Origin of the sequence: Pseudoalteromonas rubra (assembly GCF_005887115.1) — a bacterium.
GTDB lineage: Bacteria > Pseudomonadota > Gammaproteobacteria > Enterobacterales > Alteromonadaceae > Pseudoalteromonas > Pseudoalteromonas rubra_F.
Map to the genome: position 1 here is coordinate 222,755 of NZ_PNCJ01000017.1, position 20,765 is coordinate 243,519.

The following is a 20,765-nucleotide window of genomic DNA, read 5'->3' on the forward strand; positions in this document are numbered from 1 at the left end:
CAGGATATGGGTTATTTAGACACCTTAAAGAATAAACATATTACTGTGCTCGGGCTGGGAGTTACCGGTCTGGGCATAGTACGTTTTTTGGTACGCCATGGGATAACCCCTAAGGTAGTTGACTCACGACCTGTGCCTCCCGGAGCCGATTGGATGAATCATAATCTGCCAGAGTGTGAAGCGGTATTTGGTCCCCTTGCAGAAGCGGCACTGAGTGCCACTGATTTGGTCGTGATCAGCCCGGGTGTGCCTTTGTATGAGACCTGTGTTGCCCAGGCCATCGCTGCCGGCGTTGAAGTTATTGGTGACGTGGAATTATTTGCTCGTCTGAATGACAAGCCGGTGATTGCTGTGACAGGCTCGAACGGTAAGTCAACCGTAGTCAGCCTGGCTGCCGAGGTATGTCAGCAAGCTGGTCTCAAGGTTGGCTTGGGCGGGAACATTGGTACTTCGGTGCTGGATCTGCTGGAGCAAGACTTTGATGTGTTTGTGCTGGAGCTGTCGAGTTTTCAGCTCGAAACTACCCACAGCTTGCACTGCATGAGCGCGATGATTCTTAACATCACCGAAGATCATATGGACAGGTACCCGGACTTTGCCGCCTACTGCGAAGCTAAATTACGCATCTATCAACAGGTCGACTGTCTCGTATATAACGCCGAAGATGCCCGCACCTATCTGCCTCACGATAACACATTGAGTGTAGCGCTTGAGGGGGCAACGTGCTGCTTAATAGAAGAGGCTGGACTGAGCTATTTTTCGCTTAATGGCAAAAAACTGTGTCCGGTTGATGAGCTTGCCATGCCTGGTAAACATAATCAATTTAATGCTCTGGCTGTAATGGCGCTCTTGTCTCCTCTGTCTTTGCCAGAGAGTGCTTTCATCAGGGCATTTAGAGCATTCAAAGGGTTGCCGCATCGCTGTCAGTTGGTTGCCGATGTAAAAGGGGTTCGTTATTTTAATGACTCCAAGGCAACCAATGTTGGTGCGACAGTAGCGGCGTTGGAAAGTCTGGCCGGTGAGCAGGGGCAGATCCTGTTGATCGTTGGCGGTGATGCCAAAGGCGCAGACCTGTCTCCACTCAAGCAGCCTTTACAACACTACTGCAAAACCATCTTTTGCTTTGGTAAAGATGGCGCGGATTTCATGCCTTTGCATCCTAAAAGTCAGATGGTCAACAACTTGAGTGAAGCGGTAGCGCTGGCGGCCCAACAGGCTACGCCCGGGGATCTGGTGTTACTGGCGCCTGCGTGCGCGAGCATTGACATGTATGCCAATTATATGGCCCGAGGCGAGGAATTCTGCCGACTGGTTGAGGGGCAAGCATGCTGAGTATGACCGCTCTGCGGCGCTCTTTTACCCCGACCCCTTCGGATTCGTTGTTCGACGTTCCGCTGCTGTACGCCATGTTGTGTCTGGTGGGGATCGGTTTTGTGATGGTGACGAGTGCTTCTATGCCTGTGGCAGAGCGTTTGTACGATAACCCGTATCATATAGTGACGCGCCATGGCATGTTTCTGGTCATGGCGTTAGTGCTGTTCTGGCTCAGCACCACAGTGCCGATGACCTGGTGGAAGCGCTTCAACCCCTACCTGCTGTTGTTGGGGCTGGTGTTATTGGCGGTTGTGTTGGTTGTCGGGCGTGAAGTAAATGGCTCGAAACGCTGGTTGCCCGTTGGGCCGATAGGTTTCCAGGTCGCTGAAGCTGCGAAACTCTTTTTCTTTAGCTACATTGCCGGTTATCTGGTGCGCAAGCGTGACGAAGTGCAGGAAAACCTCAAGGGGTTTGCAAAACCCATTATTGTATTTGCGGTCTATGCATTTTTAATTCTGATGCAGCCTGACTTAGGCACTGTGGTGGTGATGTTTGTGACTACGGTTGGTTTGTTATTTTTAGCCGGTGCAAAACTCTGGCAGTTTTTTGCGCTGATGCTGACCGGTGTGTTGCTGGTTGTGATGTTGATTATTTTTGAGCCTTATCGAATGGCCCGGGTAGTCGGTTTTTTAGAACCCTGGGAAGATCCCTTCGGTAAAGGGTATCAGCTGGTACAGTCTCTCATGGCATATGGTCAGGGGGGCTGGCTGGGACAGGGTCTGGGCAATAGTGTACAGAAGTTACAGTATTTACCTGAGGCTCATAATGACTTTATTTTCGCTGTTGTCGCTGAGGAACTTGGTTTTATTGGTGTGATTTGTGTTCTGATGACACTGGCAACATTGGTATTCAGAGCCTTACTCATCGGGCAAAAAGCGTTGAAAGCGGGCAAAGAATACGAAGGTTATCTGGCTCTGGGCATAGGTATCTGGTTTGCTTTTCAAACCGTAGTGAACGTCGGTGCGAGTGCAGGAATGTTACCAACGAAGGGGTTAACGTTACCTTTCATATCCTATGGCGGTTCTAGCTTACTGATTATGACGATCGCCGCAGGTTTATTGCAGCGCATTGATTTTGAAACCAAACTGTCGACGCGACAAGCGACTTCCCGTGGAGGTAAAAAATGACCAAGCGGTTACTTGTGGTCGCCGGTGGAACGGGCGGGCATATCTTTCCGGGTATTGCGGTGGCGAAAGCACTCGAAGCACAGGGCTGGGAGATTTCCTGGGTGGGCACCGCTGACAGAATGGAGGCGCAGGTTGTGCCTGCACATGGCATTGAAATCGATTTCGTCGATGTTAAAGGGGTGCGTGGCAATGGCCTAAAGCGGTTGCTGATGGCGCCATGGATGGTGATAAAAGCCATCTTTGCCGCCAAAATCATCATTCGCAACCGTCGCCCAGATGTGATCCTCGCCATGGGTGGCTATGTTACAGGCCCTGTCGGGGTAGCAGCAAAACTAACCCGAGTGCCTCTGGTAATTCATGAGCAAAATGCGGTGGCCGGGTTGAGTAACAAACTACTTGCTCGTATTGCCAACAGAGTATTAGCGGCATTCCCGCAGGCTTTTGCTGAGCGTGACCATGATGTTGTCGGTAATCCTGTACGTGCAAGTGTGGCACAGCTTAGGCCGAAACAACCTAGTACCTCTGTCAATGTGTTGGTTGTAGGTGGTTCTCTGGGGGCGAAAGTACTCAATGACACTGTGCCTGAAGCGATGGCACTCCTGAGCAAGGCGACCTCTGGTGATATCCAGATTTGGCATCAAAGTGGTAAAGGTAACCATGTCGGTCTGGAGGACAACTATCAGCGCTACGGTTTACACGCCAAAGTGGCTGAATTTATTGAGGATATGGATCAGGCATACGACTGGGCTGATGTGGTGATTTGTCGTGCGGGGGCGCTGACTGTGAGTGAGATTGCCGCCGCAGGTAAAATGGCTATCTTTGTGCCTTTACCCCATGCGGTAGACGACCATCAGACTGCCAATGCACGATTTTTAGTAGACGAATCGGCGGCGCTTTTGATCCCTCAGCCTGATTTATCTGCGCAGCATTTATGTGACACTTTACTCCCATACTGTCGCGATCAGGCACTCATTTGGAACAAAGCAAATAAAGCTAAAGCCTGTGCGCAGCTGTCTGCAACTCAGTCAGTGGCAGCCATATGCGAAGAAGTAACGAATTAAAAGAGAAAACAGTGAAAGAAATAAATAGACGCAGAGCCATGAGACGTATTAATACCATCCACTTCATTGGCATAGGTGGTGCTGGTATGGGCGGTATTGCAGAGGTGCTGGCTTTTGAAGGGTACCGAATTACCGGCTCTGACATTGCCCAGAATGCGATGACGGAACGTCTTATCCGCGCAGGGGCTGAGGTGTTTATTGGCCATGATGAAAACAATATTAAAGATGCCGATGTAGTCGTGGTTTCCAGTGCCATTGATACCAGCAACCCAGAGATCCAGGCTGCCAAGCGCGCCCGGGTACCTGTGGTCAGACGCGCCGAAATGCTGGCCGAATTGATGCGCTTTCGCCATGGTATTGCGGTTGCCGGAACCCATGGCAAAACCACAACAACCAGCTTGATTGCCAGTATTTTCGCTGAGGCGAGATTAGACCCAACCTTTATTATTGGTGGTTTGTTAAACAGTGCCGGCAGTAATGCGAAGGTGGGGAGCAGTGATTACCTGATTGCAGAGGCCGACGAAAGTGACGCGTCATTTTTACATTTGCAGCCCATGGTATCGGTGATCACAAACATTGAAGCCGACCATATGGATACCTATGACGGCGACTTCGAAAAGATGAAAGACACCTATGTCGAGTTCATTCATAACTTGCCTTTTTATGGTTTAGCTGTGGTGTGTACCGACTCTGATGTGGCAAAAGAGTTGTTACCTCGCTTTGCTCGCCCTGCCATCACCTATGGGGAAAACCCAGAAGCGGATTACCGCATGGTGGATTTTGAGCAAACGCAGAGCCGCAGCCGATTTAAAGTTGTGCATAAATCAGGCGAGCAGCTTGAGGTAACACTCAGCATGCCAGGAAAACACAACGCACTGAACGCCACCGCGGCCATTGCCGTGGCAAAAGATCATGATATCGGTAACGAAGCGATCTTATCGGCGCTGGAAAAGTTTGCGGGTATAGGTCGGCGTTTTCAGCATTATGGCGTGTTTGAAAATGAACGCGGTGAAGTCATGCTGGTTGATGATTATGGTCATCACCCGTCGGAAGTGGCCGTGACTATTCGTGCAGCACGCGCTGGATGGCCTGATAAGCGTCTGGTTATGTTGTATCAGCCACATCGTTATACCCGTACCCGGGACCTCTATGAAGACTTTGTGAAAGTCCTCAGTGAGGTCGATCAATTGCTGTTATTAGACGTGTATAGTGCCGGGGAAAGCCCCATTGTTGGCGCCGACAGTAAGAGTTTGTGTCGTAGTTTAAGACAGCGTGGTGTTGAACCTATCCATGTCACTGACGGTCAGGATTTACAGGCGGTTTTGGCGGATGTATTGCGAGATAACGATCTGGTGATCACCCAGGGCGCCGGTAATATTGGGCAAATCGTTAAACAACTGGCGGCCACTGAGCTGTCGGTCGAAAAGTTAAAGCAAGGTGCACTATGAGTGAGTTTGGCAAAGTTGCGGTATTGCTGGGTGGCTTGTCTGCCGAGCGCGAAGTGTCGTTGAAGTCGGGTCAGGCGATCATCAATGCACTGCAAGAAGCGGATGTAGACGTCGTGGCATTCGACCCGGCGGAGCGTAACTTGTGGGAACTTAAAGCACTCGAGGTTGACCGGGTGTTTATTGCCCTGCATGGCCGTGGCGGTGAAGATGGCACCGTACAGGGGGCGCTGGAGTTTATGGGGCTACCCTATACCGGCAGCGGTGTACTGGGCAGTGCGCTGGCGATGGATAAGATCCGCTGTAAACAGCTATTTGAATCTGCCAAATTAAGCACGGCACGTTACTGTGTGGTCAAAGCGTCTCAGGATATAGACGCCGCTGCGCTGATGGCTGACTTTGGCAAAGTGATGGTAAAACCCAGTCACGAAGGTTCCAGCATCGGCATGACTCAGGCAACGTCAGCACAGGAGCTGCAAGCCGCTCTCAGTGAAGCGTTTAAGTATGACAATGAAATTCTCATTGAACAGTGGATTGAAGGTCGTGAGTTTACTGTAGCTATGTTAGGAAACGAGGCTTTACCTGTCATTGAAATGCGCACGCCTCGGGGCTTTTATGATTACCAGGCTAAGTATCAGGCTAACAGCACTGAGTATTATTGTCCGGCAGATATCATTACAGCGTACACCGAGCAGCTCCAAGTGATGGCGAAACATGCGTTTGAGCTGGTTGGCGCAACGGGCTGGGGCAGAGTGGATGCAATGCAAGATAGTAATGGCCAGTTTTACTTGCTGGAAGTGAATACGGTGCCGGGCATGACAGAAAAATCTTTGGTGCCAATGGCTGCGAAGCAAAATGGGTTGTCATTTAAGCAATTAGTTATTCGCATTTTGGAGCAAACCCTTTAATATGCGTGCTCTTTTGGGAAAAATCGCCGCTTTCAAGCACAGTGTCAACTGGTCACTGTTGTTTGGTGTGGGTTTTTTCCTGATTGTGCTAATAGGCCTTTTGCAAACTGGACTGTGGGCTCGTGACTGGTTGACTCAGCACAGAGATACCCAGATCAAGACCCTGACGGTACTTGGCCAGCCCTATTACACGGCTAAAAATGACATTGTAGCAGCGATCCGAAAAACGGATCTGTCGAGTTTCTTTGAACTCGATGTAAAGGCAGTGCACGATCAGGTGCAAGCCTTGCCTTGGGTGGCGACTGTCTCAGTCAGGAAGCAGTGGCCAGATGCCCTTCAGGTGTATGTTGTTGAGCATCAACCAGTTGCTGTGTGGAATAGTGACCTGTTATTGAATAGTGCAGGTGGTGTGTTTCAGGCAAGCAGTACGCGATTACCAGAGACTTTACCTGAGCTATATGGCCCGGAAGGCAGTGAAGTCGAAGCCTGGCAGACGTTTTTACAACTAAAAGAAATGTTGGCTGTAAATCAGTTTAACTTGATCAGCCTGGCGCTTTCAGAGCGCTTTGCCTGGCAGTTATGGCTGGACAACGGCATTCGGCTCAATCTGGGCCGGGAAGATAAAGCACAGCGTGTGCAACGGTTTATAGATGTTTATCCGAGGCTGGAAAAGCCAGAGGGCGCTCAGGTAGATGTGATCGACCTGAGATATGATACGGGACTGGCGGTTAGCTGGAAGTTCAGCCAGAACGAAGACAATAAAGATAAGAGTAAAGCATGACCAAGTCGGCAGAGAGAAACTTAGTGATTGGACTGGATGTAGGTACCTCTAAGGTGGTTGCAACAGTTGGGGAGATCACAGCAGACAACCAGCTGAGTATAGTGGGAGTCGGGAATCAGGTTGCCCACGGTATGGACAAAGGTGGCGTCAACGACCTCAATCTGGTATCAGATTCCATCAAGCGTGCTGTTGACGAAGCGGAACTGATGGCTGATTGCCGGATCAGCTCTGTCTATCTCGGTATTTCGGGTAAACACATTCAGTGCCAAAACGAAAGTGGCGTAGTGGCCATTAATAATAATGCAGAGATCACCGATGACGACATTGCCAATGTGATCCACATCGCCCGCTCTGTACCTATGTCTGCCGAGCGTAAAATGCTGCATTCACTGCCTCAGGAATATAGTGTAGATATGCAAGAAGGCATTAAGAATCCACTGGGCATGAGCGGTGTGAGAATGGAAGCCAAAGCGCACATTATTACCTGTTCAAACGACATGGCGAAAAACATCGAAAAGTGCGTTGAACGCTGTGGCTTACAGGTCGATCAGCTGACTTTTACAGCCCTGGCATCGTGTTACTCAGTGCTGACTGAAGATGAAAAAGAGCTGGGTGTTGCAGTTGTTGATATTGGCGGCGGTACTATGGATATTGCGATTTACGTCAATGGTGCATTGCGTCATACCGCCGTTATTCCGGTGGCAGGTAACCAGGTGACTGGGGATATTGCAAAAATTTTCCGCACCCCTATTTCTCACGCGGAATCGCTGAAGGTACAATATGCCTATGCGAGCAGCCAGATGGCCAGTAATGAAGAAACGATTGAAGTACCCAGCGTAGGTGGAAGGCCTGCGCGGATTATGTCTCGGCACACCTTATCGGAGGTTGTTGAGCCCAGATTTCGAGAACTATTTGAGCTTGTACTTGAAGAAATTCGTCGGTCTGGATTTGAAGATCAAATTGCCGCGGGGATTGTACTCACCGGCGGTAGTGCGAAAATGAAAGGGGCACTGGAAGTGGCGGAAGACATTTTTCAGATGCCCGTTCGTGTTGGTAAACCTGTAGGGATAACAGGGTTAACCGATTATGTTGATGATCCGGCATACGCAACAGCGGTAGGTTTGTTACAATATGGCCGAACGCTGCAAGTCAAGAATGCACACAGGACGAAAGCGGATGCCGAAGATGGTTGGTGGAACCGGATCACTAAATGGTTCCAAGGTGAGTTTTAAGCTCAAGTCGGAGAGTGAAGATGTTTGATATTATGGAACAACACGGCGAAGAAGCCGTTATTAAAGTCATCGGCGTCGGTGGCGGCGGCGGTAACGCTGTAGAACATATGGTAAAGCAGGAAATTGAAGGTGTTCGCTTCATCGTAGCGAACACCGACGCGCAGGCTCTGCGTAAATCCTCTGCCGATGTGACTGTGCAGCTGGGCACTCAGATCACCCAAGGTTTGGGTGCAGGGGCGAACCCTGAAGTGGGTCGTAGTGCTGCAGAAGAAGATGTCGATGCCATCAAAGCGAGCCTTGAAGGGGCCGACATGGTGTTTATCGCTGCCGGTATGGGGGGCGGAACAGGCACAGGTGCAGCGCCGGTTGTTGCGCGTGTCGCTAAAGAGCTAGGTATCCTGACCGTGGCAGTGGTGACGCGTCCTTTCGATCTGGAAGGTAAGAAGCGCATGGCTGCAGCCGATCAGGGTATTGGCGAGTTGTCAGAAATTGTAGATTCACTCATCACAATTCCTAACAACAAGTTACTTAAAGTTTTAGGTAAAGGCACTACATTATTAGATGCCTTCGCTAAAGCAAACGACGTATTGTACGGCGCGGTACAGGGCATTGCTGAATTGATCACACGTTCTGGTTTGATCAATGTGGACTTTGCGGACGTACGTACTGTTATGTCGGCAATGGGCACGGCCATGATGGGCACAGCGGCGGCCAGTGGTCCAGACCGGGCACAGGAAGCAGCAGAAGCGGCAATTTCCAGCCCATTACTTGAAGATGTTGATTTAACCGGTGCCAAAGGTATTTTGGTTAACATTACGGCTGGCATGGACATCACCATCGAAGAATTTGAGATTGTGGGGAACCATGTAAAAGCATTGGCGTCTGAAAATGCAACTGTGGTGGTTGGTGCTGTTATCGACCCTGAGATGAGCGAAGAGCTGCGCGTGACTGTGGTTGCAACTGGGCTTGGTGGTGAACGCAGGCCTCAATTTGGTATTGTGGATAACGGCCTTAAAAAGGCGGTTGGCTCTGACAGCGAAGGTGGCAAAGGGCAGAATATGTTTGTCCCCAGCTTTACTCAAACCAGCGGTGAAAGTAATGAACCTGAGCAGAGCAGCGGCACAACATCAGAGCCTAAACCGACGAGTACATCGTCATCGTCGAACAGCTCAGGCGGTAAAGAAAAAGGGGATTACTTTGATATCCCTGCGTTTTTACGCAAACAATCTGATTAACGTCAGGTTAAAAAACAAACGATTGGCAGCGACTTCTATCTGTGATAGAATTTGCGGTCTCATTAATCATTAACCAGTCAGAAGCGGACGAACCTATGATAAAACAACGAACGATTGCTGAAGTCGTTAAAGCCACAGGTGTAGGATTACACAAAGGTGAAAAGGTCACGATCACTCTCCGACCTGCGAGCGTAAATACGGGGATCGTATTTCGTCGCGTAGATCTCGACCCGGTTGTCGATTTTGAAACAACCCCCGAAGCTGTGGGCGACACGCAATTGTGCACTTGTTTAACCAATAAAGACGGCGTTCGTCTGTCAACAACGGAGCATTTAATTGCGGCCGTTGCGGCACTGGGTATTGATAACTTAATCGTAGAGCTGGATAGTGCAGAAGTACCGATTATGGACGGTAGTGCATTACCTTTCATTTACTTACTGCAAAAAGGTGGCATTGCAGAGCAGAATCAGGCAAAGCGCTTTATTCGCATCAAAGAAAAAGTGCGCGTAGAAGACGGAGACAAATGGGCTGAAATTGAGCCTTATGACGGCTTCCATATCGACTTTGAAATTGCTTTTGACCATCCGGCGATTAATGCCAGCCGCCAGCGTATTGGCTTGGACATTACCGCACAGAGCTTTACCGAAGAGATCAGTCGTGCGCGTACATTCGGCTTCATGAAAGATATCGAGTATATGCATGCAAACAATCTGGCTCTGGGCGGCAGTATGGACAATGCTGTTGTTTTGGACGAGTTCAAGGTTTTGAACCCGAACGGTTTACGCTATAAAGATGAGTTTGTAAAACACAAGATTTTGGATTGTGTGGGCGACATGTTTATGGCTGGACACAACATTCTGGGTAAGATCACGTGCTTTAAATCAGGTCATGGCCTGAACAATAAGCTACTGCGTGAGATCATGGCGTCAGAGTCTGCTTGGGAATGGGCAACGTTTGATGAGCCTGTGACTATGCCAGCACCAGGTATGGACGTAGATACGTCTTTGGTAACTGCCTGAATCAGTTTGTTAGATGAAAAATGACGCCGAGAGCGTCATTTTTTTTGCCTGCCATGTTTTGCAAGGCGTAAGAGTTTTTCTTTTAAACCGGCTGGGGCATGTTCGGCGAGTGCCATTAAATCGCCAGCCGTTTGCTCGCTCATTTGGCGCCCCGAATAGCTTGTATTGGGCGTCTTAATCTGATTTTGCGGTTTGGTAAGGCGTTGTTGTGCCTCGGGGTTGGTACCAATCTTAACCTGACAACAGTCATGGTAGCCTGCGGCGCGAAAACTACTCAGGATCTCCATTTTCAGGTAATTTAAGCGAGTTGCTAATGTCGCCGAAGCTGCCTCAACATACAAAGTCCCATCCTGATAGTTGGCAACACGGCATTTTTTACTAAGAACAGGGCCCAAGGCGTTTTGCAGAGGTTGCTGCAGTTCAGTGATCCCCTGTGCTTTTTGCATGTAGCCACTTAGTTTATCTGACCAGCCACTGGCCAGTTCGCCAAGCGGCTTGGGGTCAAACCGGTTTTTACTCATAATACCCACCCACAACGGCGACCTTACTGGTGTTTTGCTCTTTCATGTATAAGTATAACGCGTGCATACCATGACAGATAGTGGAAACATGTGCACGAAACAGATTATGCTTGAAATGCGCGTCTATTGCCCCAATGTATAGTGTCAGTACGTCAAAAACCTTGCCTGCTTTCTGTATTTGGAAGTCGATATCACCAGCTGCCATTAAGTGGTTCGGGTGTGTTTCCCTGCCTTGTATGATTAAATAGGAACAGATTACTTTTTGATGGTTTGCAGACGCGCATAGTCTGGTATGATAGGGCACAAATTTAACTCGGCACACAGCAAGGTCCGACTTTGTCGCCAACAGGACGAGCGAGCGTGACAACCGCGTTACCCAAATAGGTGCTCGCAAATAGATGAGTGAAATGGTTTAAACATGATAACGAAAATTTTTACCAAGATTTTTGGTAGCCGCAACGACCGAATGATTAAAAATCTGAGAAAAACGGTCGCCCTGATCAACGCCCTAGAAGAACAATATAAGGCGCTATCAGACGAAGAACTGCAAGCTAAAACCGCGGAATTCAGACAAAGATTTGAGCAAGGCACCAGCCTGGACGATATGCTGCCGGAAGCCTTTGCTACAGTGCGTGAAGCATCGACACGGGTGTTTGGCATGCGCCACTTTGACGTGCAAATGATAGGCGGTATTGTGCTGCATCAGGGGCGTATTTCAGAAATGCGTACCGGTGAAGGTAAAACACTGACCGCGACCTTGCCCGCTTACTTAAATGGTTTGACAGGTAAAGGCGTACACGTCATTACTGTGAATGACTATCTGGCAAAGCGGGATGCTGAGAATAACCGTCCACTGTTTGAATTCTTAGGTCTCACCGTCGGCTGCAATGTGCCAGGTATGATGCCTGCGCAAAAGAAAGAAGCTTATGCAGCTGATATCACTTATGGCACCAACAACGAATTCGGCTTTGACTACCTGCGCGACAATATGGCATTCAGCATTGAAGAGCGTGTTCAGCGCCCATTGCATTATGCTGTTGTGGATGAAGTTGACTCGATCCTGATTGATGAAGCTCGTACGCCTCTGATCATTTCGGGCCCAGCGGAAGACAGTTCTGAGCTTTATACTAAGATCAACACTATAGTACCTGAGCTGATTTTACAGGAAAAAGAAGACGAGGAAGGTGTTGAAGGCGATGGCGACTTCACGCTCGACGAAAAGAGCAAGCAGGTTCACTTAACCGAACGTGGTCAGGTAAAAGTTGAAGAATTGCTGGTTAAAAATGGCCTGATTGAAGAAGGCGATTCACTTTACTCTGCGGGTAACATCACCCTGCTGAGTCATGTTTATGCCGCCCTGCGTGCACACAAGCTATATCAAAAAGACGTCGACTACGTTGTTAAAGACAATGAAGTTATCATTGTTGATGAGCACACGGGTCGTACGATGGAAGGGCGTCGCTGGTCAGAAGGTCTACACCAGGCGGTGGAAGCCAAAGAGAATGTTCGTATCCAAAACGAAAACCAGACGCTGGCTTCCATCACCTTCCAGAACTATTTCCGTTTGTACGACAAACTGGCGGGGATGACAGGTACTGCTGATACCGAAGCGTTTGAATTCCAGTCAATCTACGGACTGGATACCGTGGTTATTCCAACCAACAAGCCGATGATCCGTGACGATCGTGCTGATCTGGTTTATCTGACTCAGGACGAAAAGTTTGAAGCCATTCTGGCCGATATCCGCGACTGTCAGAAACGCGGTCAGCCAGTACTGGTCGGTACCATTTCAATCGAAAGCTCTGAGTATCTGTCACACTTCCTGCGCAAAGAAAAAATTGAGCACAACGTACTGAATGCGAAATTCCACGCTCAGGAAGCGGATATCATTGCGGATGCGGGTTTACCGGGTAAAGTGACGATTGCCACTAACATGGCAGGTCGTGGTACCGACATCATGCTGGGCGGTAACTGGCAGAATGATGTGTCTAAGCTGGACAATCCAAGCGATGCGCAAATTGATGACATTAAAGCACAGTGGCAGAAACGTCACGATGATGTACTCGAAGCGGGTGGTCTGCATATTATCGGCACTGAACGTCATGAATCTCGTCGTATCGATAACCAGCTACGTGGCCGTTCTGGTCGTCAGGGCGATGCCGGTTCGAGCCGTTTCTACCTGTCAATGGATGATGCGTTAATGCGTATCTTTGCTGGCGAACGGATGACCAATATGATGCGTAAACTTGGTATGCAACGTGGCGAAGCCATTGAGCATCCTTGGGTTAACCGTGCCATTGAAAATGCGCAGCGTAAAGTAGAAGCACGTAACTTTGATATTCGTAAGCAGCTGCTTGAGTACGATGATGTAGCCAACGATCAGCGTCGCGTGGTCTATGAACAGCGCAACGAACTGCTGGAAGAAGGCGACATTTCAGAAACAATTTCAGCTATCCGTGGCGATGTGATCAATGTAGCCATTGATCAGTACATTCCGCCGCAGAGCCTGGCCGAAATGTGGGATATCCCAGGTCTGGAAGAGCGTCTGAAGAATGACTTTATGGTTGAGTTGCCAATTGCCAAATGGCTTGAGGAAGACAACAAACTATACGAAGAGCGTTTGCGTGAGCGTATCGGCGAAGAGATTGATGCGGCTTACAAGCAAAAAGAAGAGATGGTGGGGGCTCAGGTACTGCGCCAGTTCGAAAAGGCTGTGATGTTGCAAAGTTTGGATCAGCACTGGAAAGATCATCTTGCTGCAATGGACCACTTACGTCAGGGTATTCACCTGCGTGGTTATGCACAGAAAAATCCTAAGCAGGAATACAAGCGCGAATCGTTTGAGTTGTTCTCTGAAATGCTTGAAAACCTCAAAGTGGACGTGGTTGGCGTACTGAGCAAAGTACAGGTACGCGCTGAAGAAGATGTTGAAAAAGTAGAAGAGCAACATCGTCGCAGCGAGCAGGCTCCGCGCCAGTATCAGCATGAAGAGTCTGCGCCGGTTGGTGGAGAAGCGCCCCAAGGTGCTGCGGTAGCGGCGCGCACTGAGCCTAAAGTTGGCCGTAATGAGCCATGTCCATGTAAATCGGGCAAAAAATACAAGCAGTGTTGCGGTAAGCTATCTTAAGTTTGCAGCGACATTATGAAAAAGCGACCTTGTGTCGCTTTTTTTATCTCAGAAAAACAGATTATTTGAGTTAGATATGACAAAAAAAGTGGTTAATGTAGCTGTGGGTGTCATCATTCGGGATGCGCAGTTTTTTGTATGTAAACGGGCCAAAGAGCAACATCAAGGCGGCTTATGGGAGTTTCCCGGTGGTAAAATTGAAGCGCAGGAAACCGTGACTCAGGCACTGGCCAGAGAACTGAAGGAAGAAATCGATATTGATGTCCACGGTTCTGAACATTTACTGACAATTGAACATGACTATGGCGACAAACAGGTTAAACTGGAAGTGCATAAGGTCGAAGATTTTTCGGGACAAGCGATAGGGCTGGAAGGTCAGCCCAGTCAGTGGGTTAACTGGAGTGAGTTAAAGCAACTGGCTTTTCCCGCAGCTAATGTGGCTATTCTGAACGTATTGGCGCAACAATATGATGGGCATCAGTAGCAGCGGCCGTTGAGTAAAATTACGAGTAAGGATGAAAAAATGAAAAAAATAGCAGTCATTGCCGCCGCGGTTGCACTGGCACTGGGTCTGACAGGGTGTAGCGAGCAGGTGAAAACAGACTCGCAAGCCGAAGTGGAACAAGCACAGAGCACCCTGAATTCAGGGATTGCATTGGGCAATATCGATAGTGCTGTAAGGGCGCAGGATGATTTCTATTACCATGTAAACGGTAAATGGTTAGCTCGCACTGAAATACCAGCAGACAAATCAAATTATGGTTCATTCACTGAGCTGTACGACGCATCACAAAAAGCACTGCGTAAAACCCTCGAGCAGGCTGCCAGTAACGATCAGGCCAAGCCCGGCTCAGACGAGGCCAAACTGGGCGATTTCTATCGCAGTTACACCGATGAATTGGCACGCGAAGAGCTAGGTACTACACCATTGCAATCTTACCTGGCGCCTTTCCAGGCATTACAAAGTAAGTCTGAACTCCCTGCCTTATTTGCTCGCGCCTTGTCTCAGGGGGGCACCACCCCATTGAGCTGGTATGCAAATAATGATGCCAAAAACTCCACCATGAATACGCTTTATTTATGGCAATCGGGTTTGGGGCTGCCGGATCGGGATTTTTACCTTCAGGATACGGAAAAGTTCACCCGAATTCGTGCTGAATATCGTCAGTATATAGAGCGCCTGATGCAGGTGATGGGCTATGAACAACCTCGTGCTGAACAGGCGGCTAAGCATATTATGGCACTTGAAACTGCTTTAGCTGAAATTCAGTGGTCACGAGTTGAAAGTCGCGATGCGGATAAAACCTATAACAAGTTTCAGGTTGATACGCTCAATGCACAGCTACCACATTTTGATATGGCGGCGTATCTGAAAGCATTCGGCTTAACTACCAAAGAGCTGGTCGTGACTCAGCCAAGCTATCTGGAAGGGTTGTCAGAGTTGATTGGCAAAACGGATGTAGCCGCCTGGCGCGATTACCTGACCTTTCACTTCGCCAGCGATTATGCGCAGCTGCTGCACAAGACAGCGGTTGACCTGAAGTTCAACTTCTACGGTAAGACGCTGCGTGGTCTGGAAGAGCAGGCTCCTGTATGGAAAAAGGCGGTGAATGCCAGTAATGATGTGCTGGGAGAGCTGCTGGGTAAGATCTATGTTAAAGAGTACTTTCCGCCAGAAGCCAAAGCGCGCATGGGAGAGCTGGTCGATAACTTAATCAAGGGGTTTGAACAGTCAATCGATGAATTGGAGTGGATGAGCGCAGAAACCAAACAAGCAGCGAAGGTTAAACTCAGTAAGTTTACACCTAAGATTGGTTATCCGGATAAATGGCGAGACTATTCAGGGTTAGAGATCAGTGCTGACGACCTTGTTGGCAACTATGTTCGCTATAATGAGTGGGCCTACCAGGACATGGTCGGCAAAGTTGATAAGCCAGTTGACCGCAGCGAATGGTTTATGACGCCGCAGACCGTCAATGCTTACTACAACCCAGTTAATAACGAAATTGTCTTCCCTGCTGCTATTCTCCAGCCGCCCTTCTTTAACCTGGAAGCCGATGATGCCGTCAACTATGGTGCCATTGGTGCGGTCATAGGCCATGAGCTGGGTCATGGGTTCGATGATCAGGGCGCAAAGTACGATGGCGATGGCAACTTACGCAACTGGTGGAGTGAGCAAGATCTGGCCCAGTTTCAGGCGCGCAGCCAAAAACTGGTTGAACAATATAATCAGTATCAGCCTTTTGAAGATGCCAGTGTAAACGGTGAGCTAACATTAGGCGAAAACATTGGTGATCTTGGCGGTTTAAGTGTGGCGCTTAAAGCGTATCAGCTGTCTCTGCAAGGTAAGCCGGCTCCGGTAATTGATGGTTACACCGGTGAGCAACGCTTCTTTATGGGGTGGGCGCAGATCTGGCGTCGACAATACCGTGATGAGGAGCTGCGTAACCGATTGATGACCGACTCGCATTCACCGAGTCACTACCGCGTTATTGGTGTGTTGCCCAATATGCCGGCGTTTTACGATGCATTTGATGTCAAAGAAGGCGACAAAATGTATCTTAAACCGCAAGAGCGGGTCAAAATCTGGTAAGTGTTTACTGCTATCATGGCCGCCAGCTTCTGGCGGCTTTTTTGTATTAACTCTCTGATAAAAAAGATGATAGAGATCTTGTAAGGAAAAATTGATAGCGCTGTCATTTTTTCTTCTATATGATGGTATTTACAACAATTTGAAGTTTGCGCTCAGCGCAGGTTAAGGAGCCGGAATGAAAATACAGAAAAAACTGCTCACCCGGGCCATCGCGGCCACACTTTTAGTCCCGATGATGGCTAAAGCCGCCTGGGATAGTGCTCAACTGCAAACCTTTACTGACAACACCACCTTCACATTTGCGGTCGAAAGCAATCATCACAATGGCAGCAGCAGCTTTCTGGCTTCTATCACCTTACAAAATGACTCAAAGTTAGCGCTACCAGCTGGCGAAGGCGACTGGCAGATCTACTTTCATTCAATCCGAAAAGTGGCTACTGAGCAGGCAAGTGGGTTGAAGTTTGAGCATGTAAATGGCGACTTACACCGTTTAGTGCCGACTAAAGCGTTTGCCGGATTAAAACCAGGAGAAACGCTGACCATTCCCTATGAAGCTGCTGCCTGGATAGCCGCTTATACCGATTTTATGCCGCGCGCATTTATGGTCAGTGGTAATTCAAAACCGGCCGTGTTCGCCAATACAGACAGCGAAAACATGCTGGACTTTGTCGCGCCTATTGTGCGTGATAACCAACTGGATCGTCACAGCGAGCCAAAAGACTTATCACCGCGTGCAACCGCAGCTTGGCGTTATGAACAAAACCAGCAGACTGGCAAACTGTCTCGCGAAGACGCGCTGAAACGCATTATCCCTAAGCCGATGGATGTTGATTTCAATCGAGGTTATGCGGACTTGTCCAGTCAGTGGCAGATCCGTTACGCGGGCAGATTAAAAAGTGAAGTCGCCGTATTTCAGGAAGATTTGACCGATTATGGTCTGACTTTGAAAGCACAGCCGGATCATATCAGTGCCGGCAAAACCAAAACAATCTATCTGCAAGTAGCGGACCTGAGCGATTTGGGCAGCGAAGGCTATCAGCTGGAAGTAGACGACAACAAAATTGTGATCACAGGCCATGACAATGCAGGCGTATTTTACGGTATCCAGAGTTTGCTTGCGTTATTCCCGGCAGATCAACAAGGCCAGATACAGGTGCCTAATGTAGAGATTAAAGATGCCCCGCGTTTTGGCTGGCGTGGCATGCACTATGACAACGGCCGTAACTATCATGGTAAAGAGGCGCTGTTCAAATTGGTCGAACAGATGGGCCGTTACAAGCTGAACAAGTTCCACTGGCACTTTTCTGAAGATGAAGGCTGGCGGCTTGAGATCCCAGGCTTACCAGAGCTGACAGATATTGGTGGTTATCGTTGCTTTGACTTGCAGGAGCGAGAGTGTTTACTAACTCAGCTTGGTACCGGCCCGCATAAGTCGGGTTCGGGCAATGGTTATCTGACCCGAGATGAGTTTGTTGAACTACTCAAGTTTGCCAAGGCGCGTCATGTTCAGATCATTCCAGAGATCGAAGGGCCGGGTCATGCTCGTGCCTCGATCAAGGCAATGGAAGCGCGCTATCACACATTGATGGAAGCGGGCAAACCGGAGCAGGCAAAAGCCTATTTACTCAGCGATCCCCAGGACACCTCAAAGTACATCACAGTACAGAATTATACCGATAACTCGATGAATGTGTGTCAGGATTCGACCTATGCATTCATTGAAAAGGTGACCTATGAGTTACAAGGTATGTATCGTGAAGCCGGTACGCGCCTGACGAATCTGCATTTTGGTGGTGATGAAGTGGGTGCCGGCTCCTGGGTCGATTCGCCCGTGTGTCAGGCATTATTTGCCGATCCTAACAATGGCATTGCCGGTCCGACCGATCTTAAGCCCTATTTTACCCAGCGAGTTGCCACCTTGCTGGCAAAGCGGGGCATTGCGCCGGGTGCCTGGGAAGATGGCCTGATGTACGACAAGGTTAACCCATTTAACCGCGATGCATTTCCCAATGAGGTCTTTACCGCCAATGTCTGGGACAATATCTGGGAATGGGGTGTCGCTGACAGGGCGCATCGCCTGGCCAATGATGGCTACCAGGTAGTGTTGTCCCATGGTACGCACTTGTACTTTGACCACCCTTATGAGCCACACCCGGCTGAACGCGGCTATTATTGGGCAGCCCGCTACACAGACAGTAAGAAAACCTTCAGCTATATGCCGGATGATGTTTATGCCAATGCCGACTTTACCCGCAGTGGTGCACCGATTGAAAACCTAGAAGCCCTGGTCGGTCGTCCGCTACCCGAGCTGGAAAAGCCGGAAAATATTCTCGGTATTCAGGGACAGGTCTGGAGTGAAACGATTCGTACCGAAGACCAGATGCAGGCGATGGTCTTTCCTCGTTTACTCGCCATGGCAGAGCGTGCCTGGCATAAAGCCGGCTGGGAAGGAGAGCGCCTTGATAAGAAGCGCTTCGCTCAGGACTGGCATGGGTTCTCTGGTGCACTGGCATTAAAAGAGCTGACTAAGCTGGACCAAGCCGAGGTTAATGTGAATCTCCCAGTCCCGGGCGGTAAAATCATTGATGGTCAGCTTCATGCAAACAGTGCATTCCCGTACTTAACTATTGAAGTGAGCCTTGATAATGGTAACAACTGGCAAACTTACACAGCTCCGATGAGTATAAGTCAGCCTGGTGGCGTATTATTACGTACCCGTTTAGGCGATAAAAAGTTTAGCCGTACTACAGGGTTAGACTAAATTACCCGATAGTGCCATCTTGGGGAGGGAATACCCTTCCCCAAGGTGAAGATATTTGATTACAAAACTAACTAGAAAAAGGCCAAATTTTAACGTAAAGTTAAATGTCAGCGCTGTCATTTTGGTTTTAAATTGTAGAACCGCCGTTTTTGAGGGGGCGTTCATAAAGGCCGATGGCACAGAATATAATAATCCGGATTACTTTTAATTCGTTTTAATCCGACCTGTATTAATCTTAATTAGCAACAAGAAGAGTTTTATGGAAGCGACAGTGGAAAAAGATGACCTCGAAAAGCAAAGTGTCTGGTTACCCATGACACTTGCTGGCTCAATGTTCTTTATATTGGGTTGTATCACCTGGTTGAATGGCGCAATCACGCCGTTTCTTCAGCAAATGCTGGAACTGAGTCCGCTACAGGCCTCTTTCATTATATCCTCATTTTATATCGCAGTAACGGTTGCTGGTATCCCCTCAGCCATGCTGATAAAACGAGTTGGATACAAAAATGGCATGGCGATAGGGTGTGCTGTCATGGCGCTTTCCGCTTTGATGTATATTCCAGCTGCTAAAATGCAAATGATTGAAATCTTTTTGTTTGCACAATTAATGATAGGAGTAGGGCAGACTGTCCTTCAGACTGCCGTCAATCCGTACGTTGTTAAAATGGGATCTGAGCGCTCCGCCGCGGTGCGTGTTTGTATCATGGGCTTGCTGAACAAGTCTGCTGGTGTAATAGTCCCCATTGTATTTGCTGCCGTGGTTGTGAGTGGGGTGGTGAATGAGGGAGAATCTCTCAGTCAGGCTCAAAAAGATATGATGGCTAATAGCCTGATCGCACCTTACCTGGCTATTGCGGGTCTGATTTTCCTGTTTGCAGCATTTGCTAAGTTTTCTCCATTACCCGATCTGGTTTTTGAAGAGGAAGGGCAAACCAGTAAAGGTGAAGTTAAGGAGGCTTTAAGTCACCCTCATCTTGCATTGGGGGTTATCGGTATTGCACTGTATGTTGCTGTAGAAGTGATTGCAGCTGATACCATTGGCTCTTACGCTTTGCAGTTAGGGATTGCCGATTACTCAGTTATGACCTCTTATACAATGGGTTGTATGCTGATTGGTTATGCGATTGGTATTGCGTTAATTCCACGTTTTATGTCGCAACAAAATGCACTCGTCATGTCTGCAATCGCTGGTATTGTTACCGTTTTTGCTGTAGTTTTAGGGGACAATGAATCGACAGCCTTGGCCAATATTTTACTTGTACCTTTTGGCGGTCCTCAGTTGCCAGATCCACTCTTGTGTATCGCTCTGCTAGGATTTGCTAATGCCATGGTTTGGCCTGCCATTTGGCCTCTGGCGCTTGATGGTTTAGGGCGTTTAACAGGCACAGCATCAGGCTTGTTAATCATGGGTATTGCAGGTGGCGCATTAGGACCTCTGTTGATTGGTGTTGGAAATGTAGCCGGGCTTGGTGCTCAGGGCGCGTATAGTTTAATGCTACCCAGCTATCTGTTTATTCTTTTCTATGCCCTAAAAGGTCACAAGATGAGAAGCTGGAAATAGCGAACAGAATTTCTATCTGT

General features: G+C 48.8%; 15 protein-coding genes. 14 read left to right on the forward strand and 1 reads right to left on the reverse strand.

All coding sequences use genetic code 11. The features are described 5' to 3' along the window. The first annotated feature begins 6 nt into the window (after positions 1-6). The 9 genes from murD (at position 7) to lpxC (ending at position 10,182) form a co-directional block, all read left to right on the forward strand. The gene (murD, locus tag CWB98_RS13170; protein ID WP_138545292.1) at positions 7-1,332 is read left to right on the forward strand and encodes a UDP-N-acetylmuramoyl-L-alanine--D-glutamate ligase; all 1,326 of its coding nucleotides are present in this window, start codon (positions 7-9) and stop codon (positions 1,330-1,332) included. Next, positions 1,326-2,501: a cell division protein FtsW gene (gene ftsW / locus CWB98_RS13175; protein WP_054014813.1), complete on the forward strand. Its 1,176-nt coding sequence runs from the start codon at positions 1,326-1,328 to the stop codon at positions 2,499-2,501. The genes murD and ftsW overlap by 7 nt, the downstream gene beginning before the upstream one ends. Continuing rightward, positions 2,498-3,562 (forward strand): undecaprenyldiphospho-muramoylpentapeptide beta-N-acetylglucosaminyltransferase, encoded by a 1,065-nt coding sequence (murG, locus tag CWB98_RS13180; RefSeq protein WP_138545293.1) that lies wholly within the window; start codon positions 2,498-2,500, stop codon positions 3,560-3,562. The genes ftsW and murG overlap by 4 nt, the downstream gene beginning before the upstream one ends. After that, positions 3,541-5,010 carry a UDP-N-acetylmuramate--L-alanine ligase gene (gene murC / locus CWB98_RS13185; protein WP_138545294.1) on the forward strand — a complete coding sequence of 490 codons (1,470 nt, stop codon included), beginning with the start codon at positions 3,541-3,543 and terminating at the stop codon, positions 5,008-5,010. Before murG ends, murC begins: the two co-directional genes overlap by 22 nt. After that, positions 5,007-5,915, forward strand: coding sequence for a D-alanine--D-alanine ligase (locus CWB98_RS13190; protein ID WP_138545295.1), 909 nt, complete (start codon positions 5,007-5,009; stop codon positions 5,913-5,915). The genes murC and CWB98_RS13190 overlap by 4 nt, the downstream gene beginning before the upstream one ends. 1 nt (position 5,916) lies before the next feature. After that, positions 5,917-6,696: a cell division protein FtsQ/DivIB gene (locus tag CWB98_RS13195; protein WP_138545296.1), complete on the forward strand. Its 780-nt coding sequence runs from the start codon at positions 5,917-5,919 to the stop codon at positions 6,694-6,696. Further along, a complete protein-coding gene (ftsA, locus tag CWB98_RS13200; RefSeq protein ID WP_049863436.1) occupies positions 6,693-7,928 on the forward strand; it encodes a cell division protein FtsA in 1,236 nt (411 codons plus the stop codon). Before CWB98_RS13195 ends, ftsA begins: the two co-directional genes overlap by 4 nt. 20 nt (positions 7,929-7,948) lie before the next feature. Then, positions 7,949-9,163: a cell division protein FtsZ gene (gene ftsZ, locus CWB98_RS13205; RefSeq protein ID WP_138545297.1), complete on the forward strand. Its 1,215-nt coding sequence runs from the start codon at positions 7,949-7,951 to the stop codon at positions 9,161-9,163. A gap of 95 nt (positions 9,164-9,258) precedes the next feature. Then, positions 9,259-10,182, forward strand: coding sequence for a UDP-3-O-acyl-N-acetylglucosamine deacetylase (lpxC, locus tag CWB98_RS13210; RefSeq protein ID WP_138545298.1), 924 nt, complete (start codon positions 9,259-9,261; stop codon positions 10,180-10,182). A gap of 35 nt (positions 10,183-10,217) precedes the next feature. On the opposite strand, the gene CWB98_RS13215 is transcribed toward lpxC, so the two are convergent. Then, positions 10,218-10,703, reverse strand: a complete 486-nt coding sequence (locus CWB98_RS13215) for a DUF721 domain-containing protein (RefSeq protein WP_138545299.1) — start codon at positions 10,701-10,703, stop codon at positions 10,218-10,220. A 418-nt stretch (positions 10,704-11,121) separates the two neighbouring features. On the opposite strand from CWB98_RS13215, the gene secA reads away from it, so the two are divergent. The 5 genes from secA to nagP all read left to right on the forward strand — a co-directional run bounded on the left by secA (position 11,122) and on the right by nagP (position 20,745). Next, the gene (secA, locus tag CWB98_RS13220; RefSeq protein WP_138545300.1) at positions 11,122-13,830 is read left to right on the forward strand and encodes a preprotein translocase subunit SecA; all 2,709 of its coding nucleotides are present in this window, start codon (positions 11,122-11,124) and stop codon (positions 13,828-13,830) included. Positions 13,831-13,906: 76 nt separating this feature from the next. After that, positions 13,907-14,314 carry an 8-oxo-dGTP diphosphatase MutT gene (gene mutT / locus CWB98_RS13225; RefSeq protein ID WP_138545301.1) on the forward strand — a complete coding sequence of 136 codons (408 nt, stop codon included), beginning with the start codon at positions 13,907-13,909 and terminating at the stop codon, positions 14,312-14,314. A gap of 39 nt (positions 14,315-14,353) precedes the next feature. Then, complete coding sequence (locus CWB98_RS13230) at positions 14,354-16,423, forward strand: M13 family metallopeptidase (RefSeq protein WP_138545302.1); 2,070 nt, start codon at positions 14,354-14,356, stop codon at positions 16,421-16,423. Positions 16,424-16,598: 175 nt separating this feature from the next. Beyond that, positions 16,599-19,184 carry a family 20 glycosylhydrolase gene (locus CWB98_RS13235; RefSeq protein WP_171045648.1) on the forward strand — a complete coding sequence of 862 codons (2,586 nt, stop codon included), beginning with the start codon at positions 16,599-16,601 and terminating at the stop codon, positions 19,182-19,184. Positions 19,185-19,443: 259 nt separating this feature from the next. After that, entirely contained in the window at positions 19,444-20,745 is a 1,302-nt protein-coding gene (nagP, locus tag CWB98_RS13240) for an N-acetylglucosamine MFS transporter NagP (protein ID WP_054014801.1), read from the forward strand. Positions 20,746-20,765 lie beyond the last annotated feature (20 nt).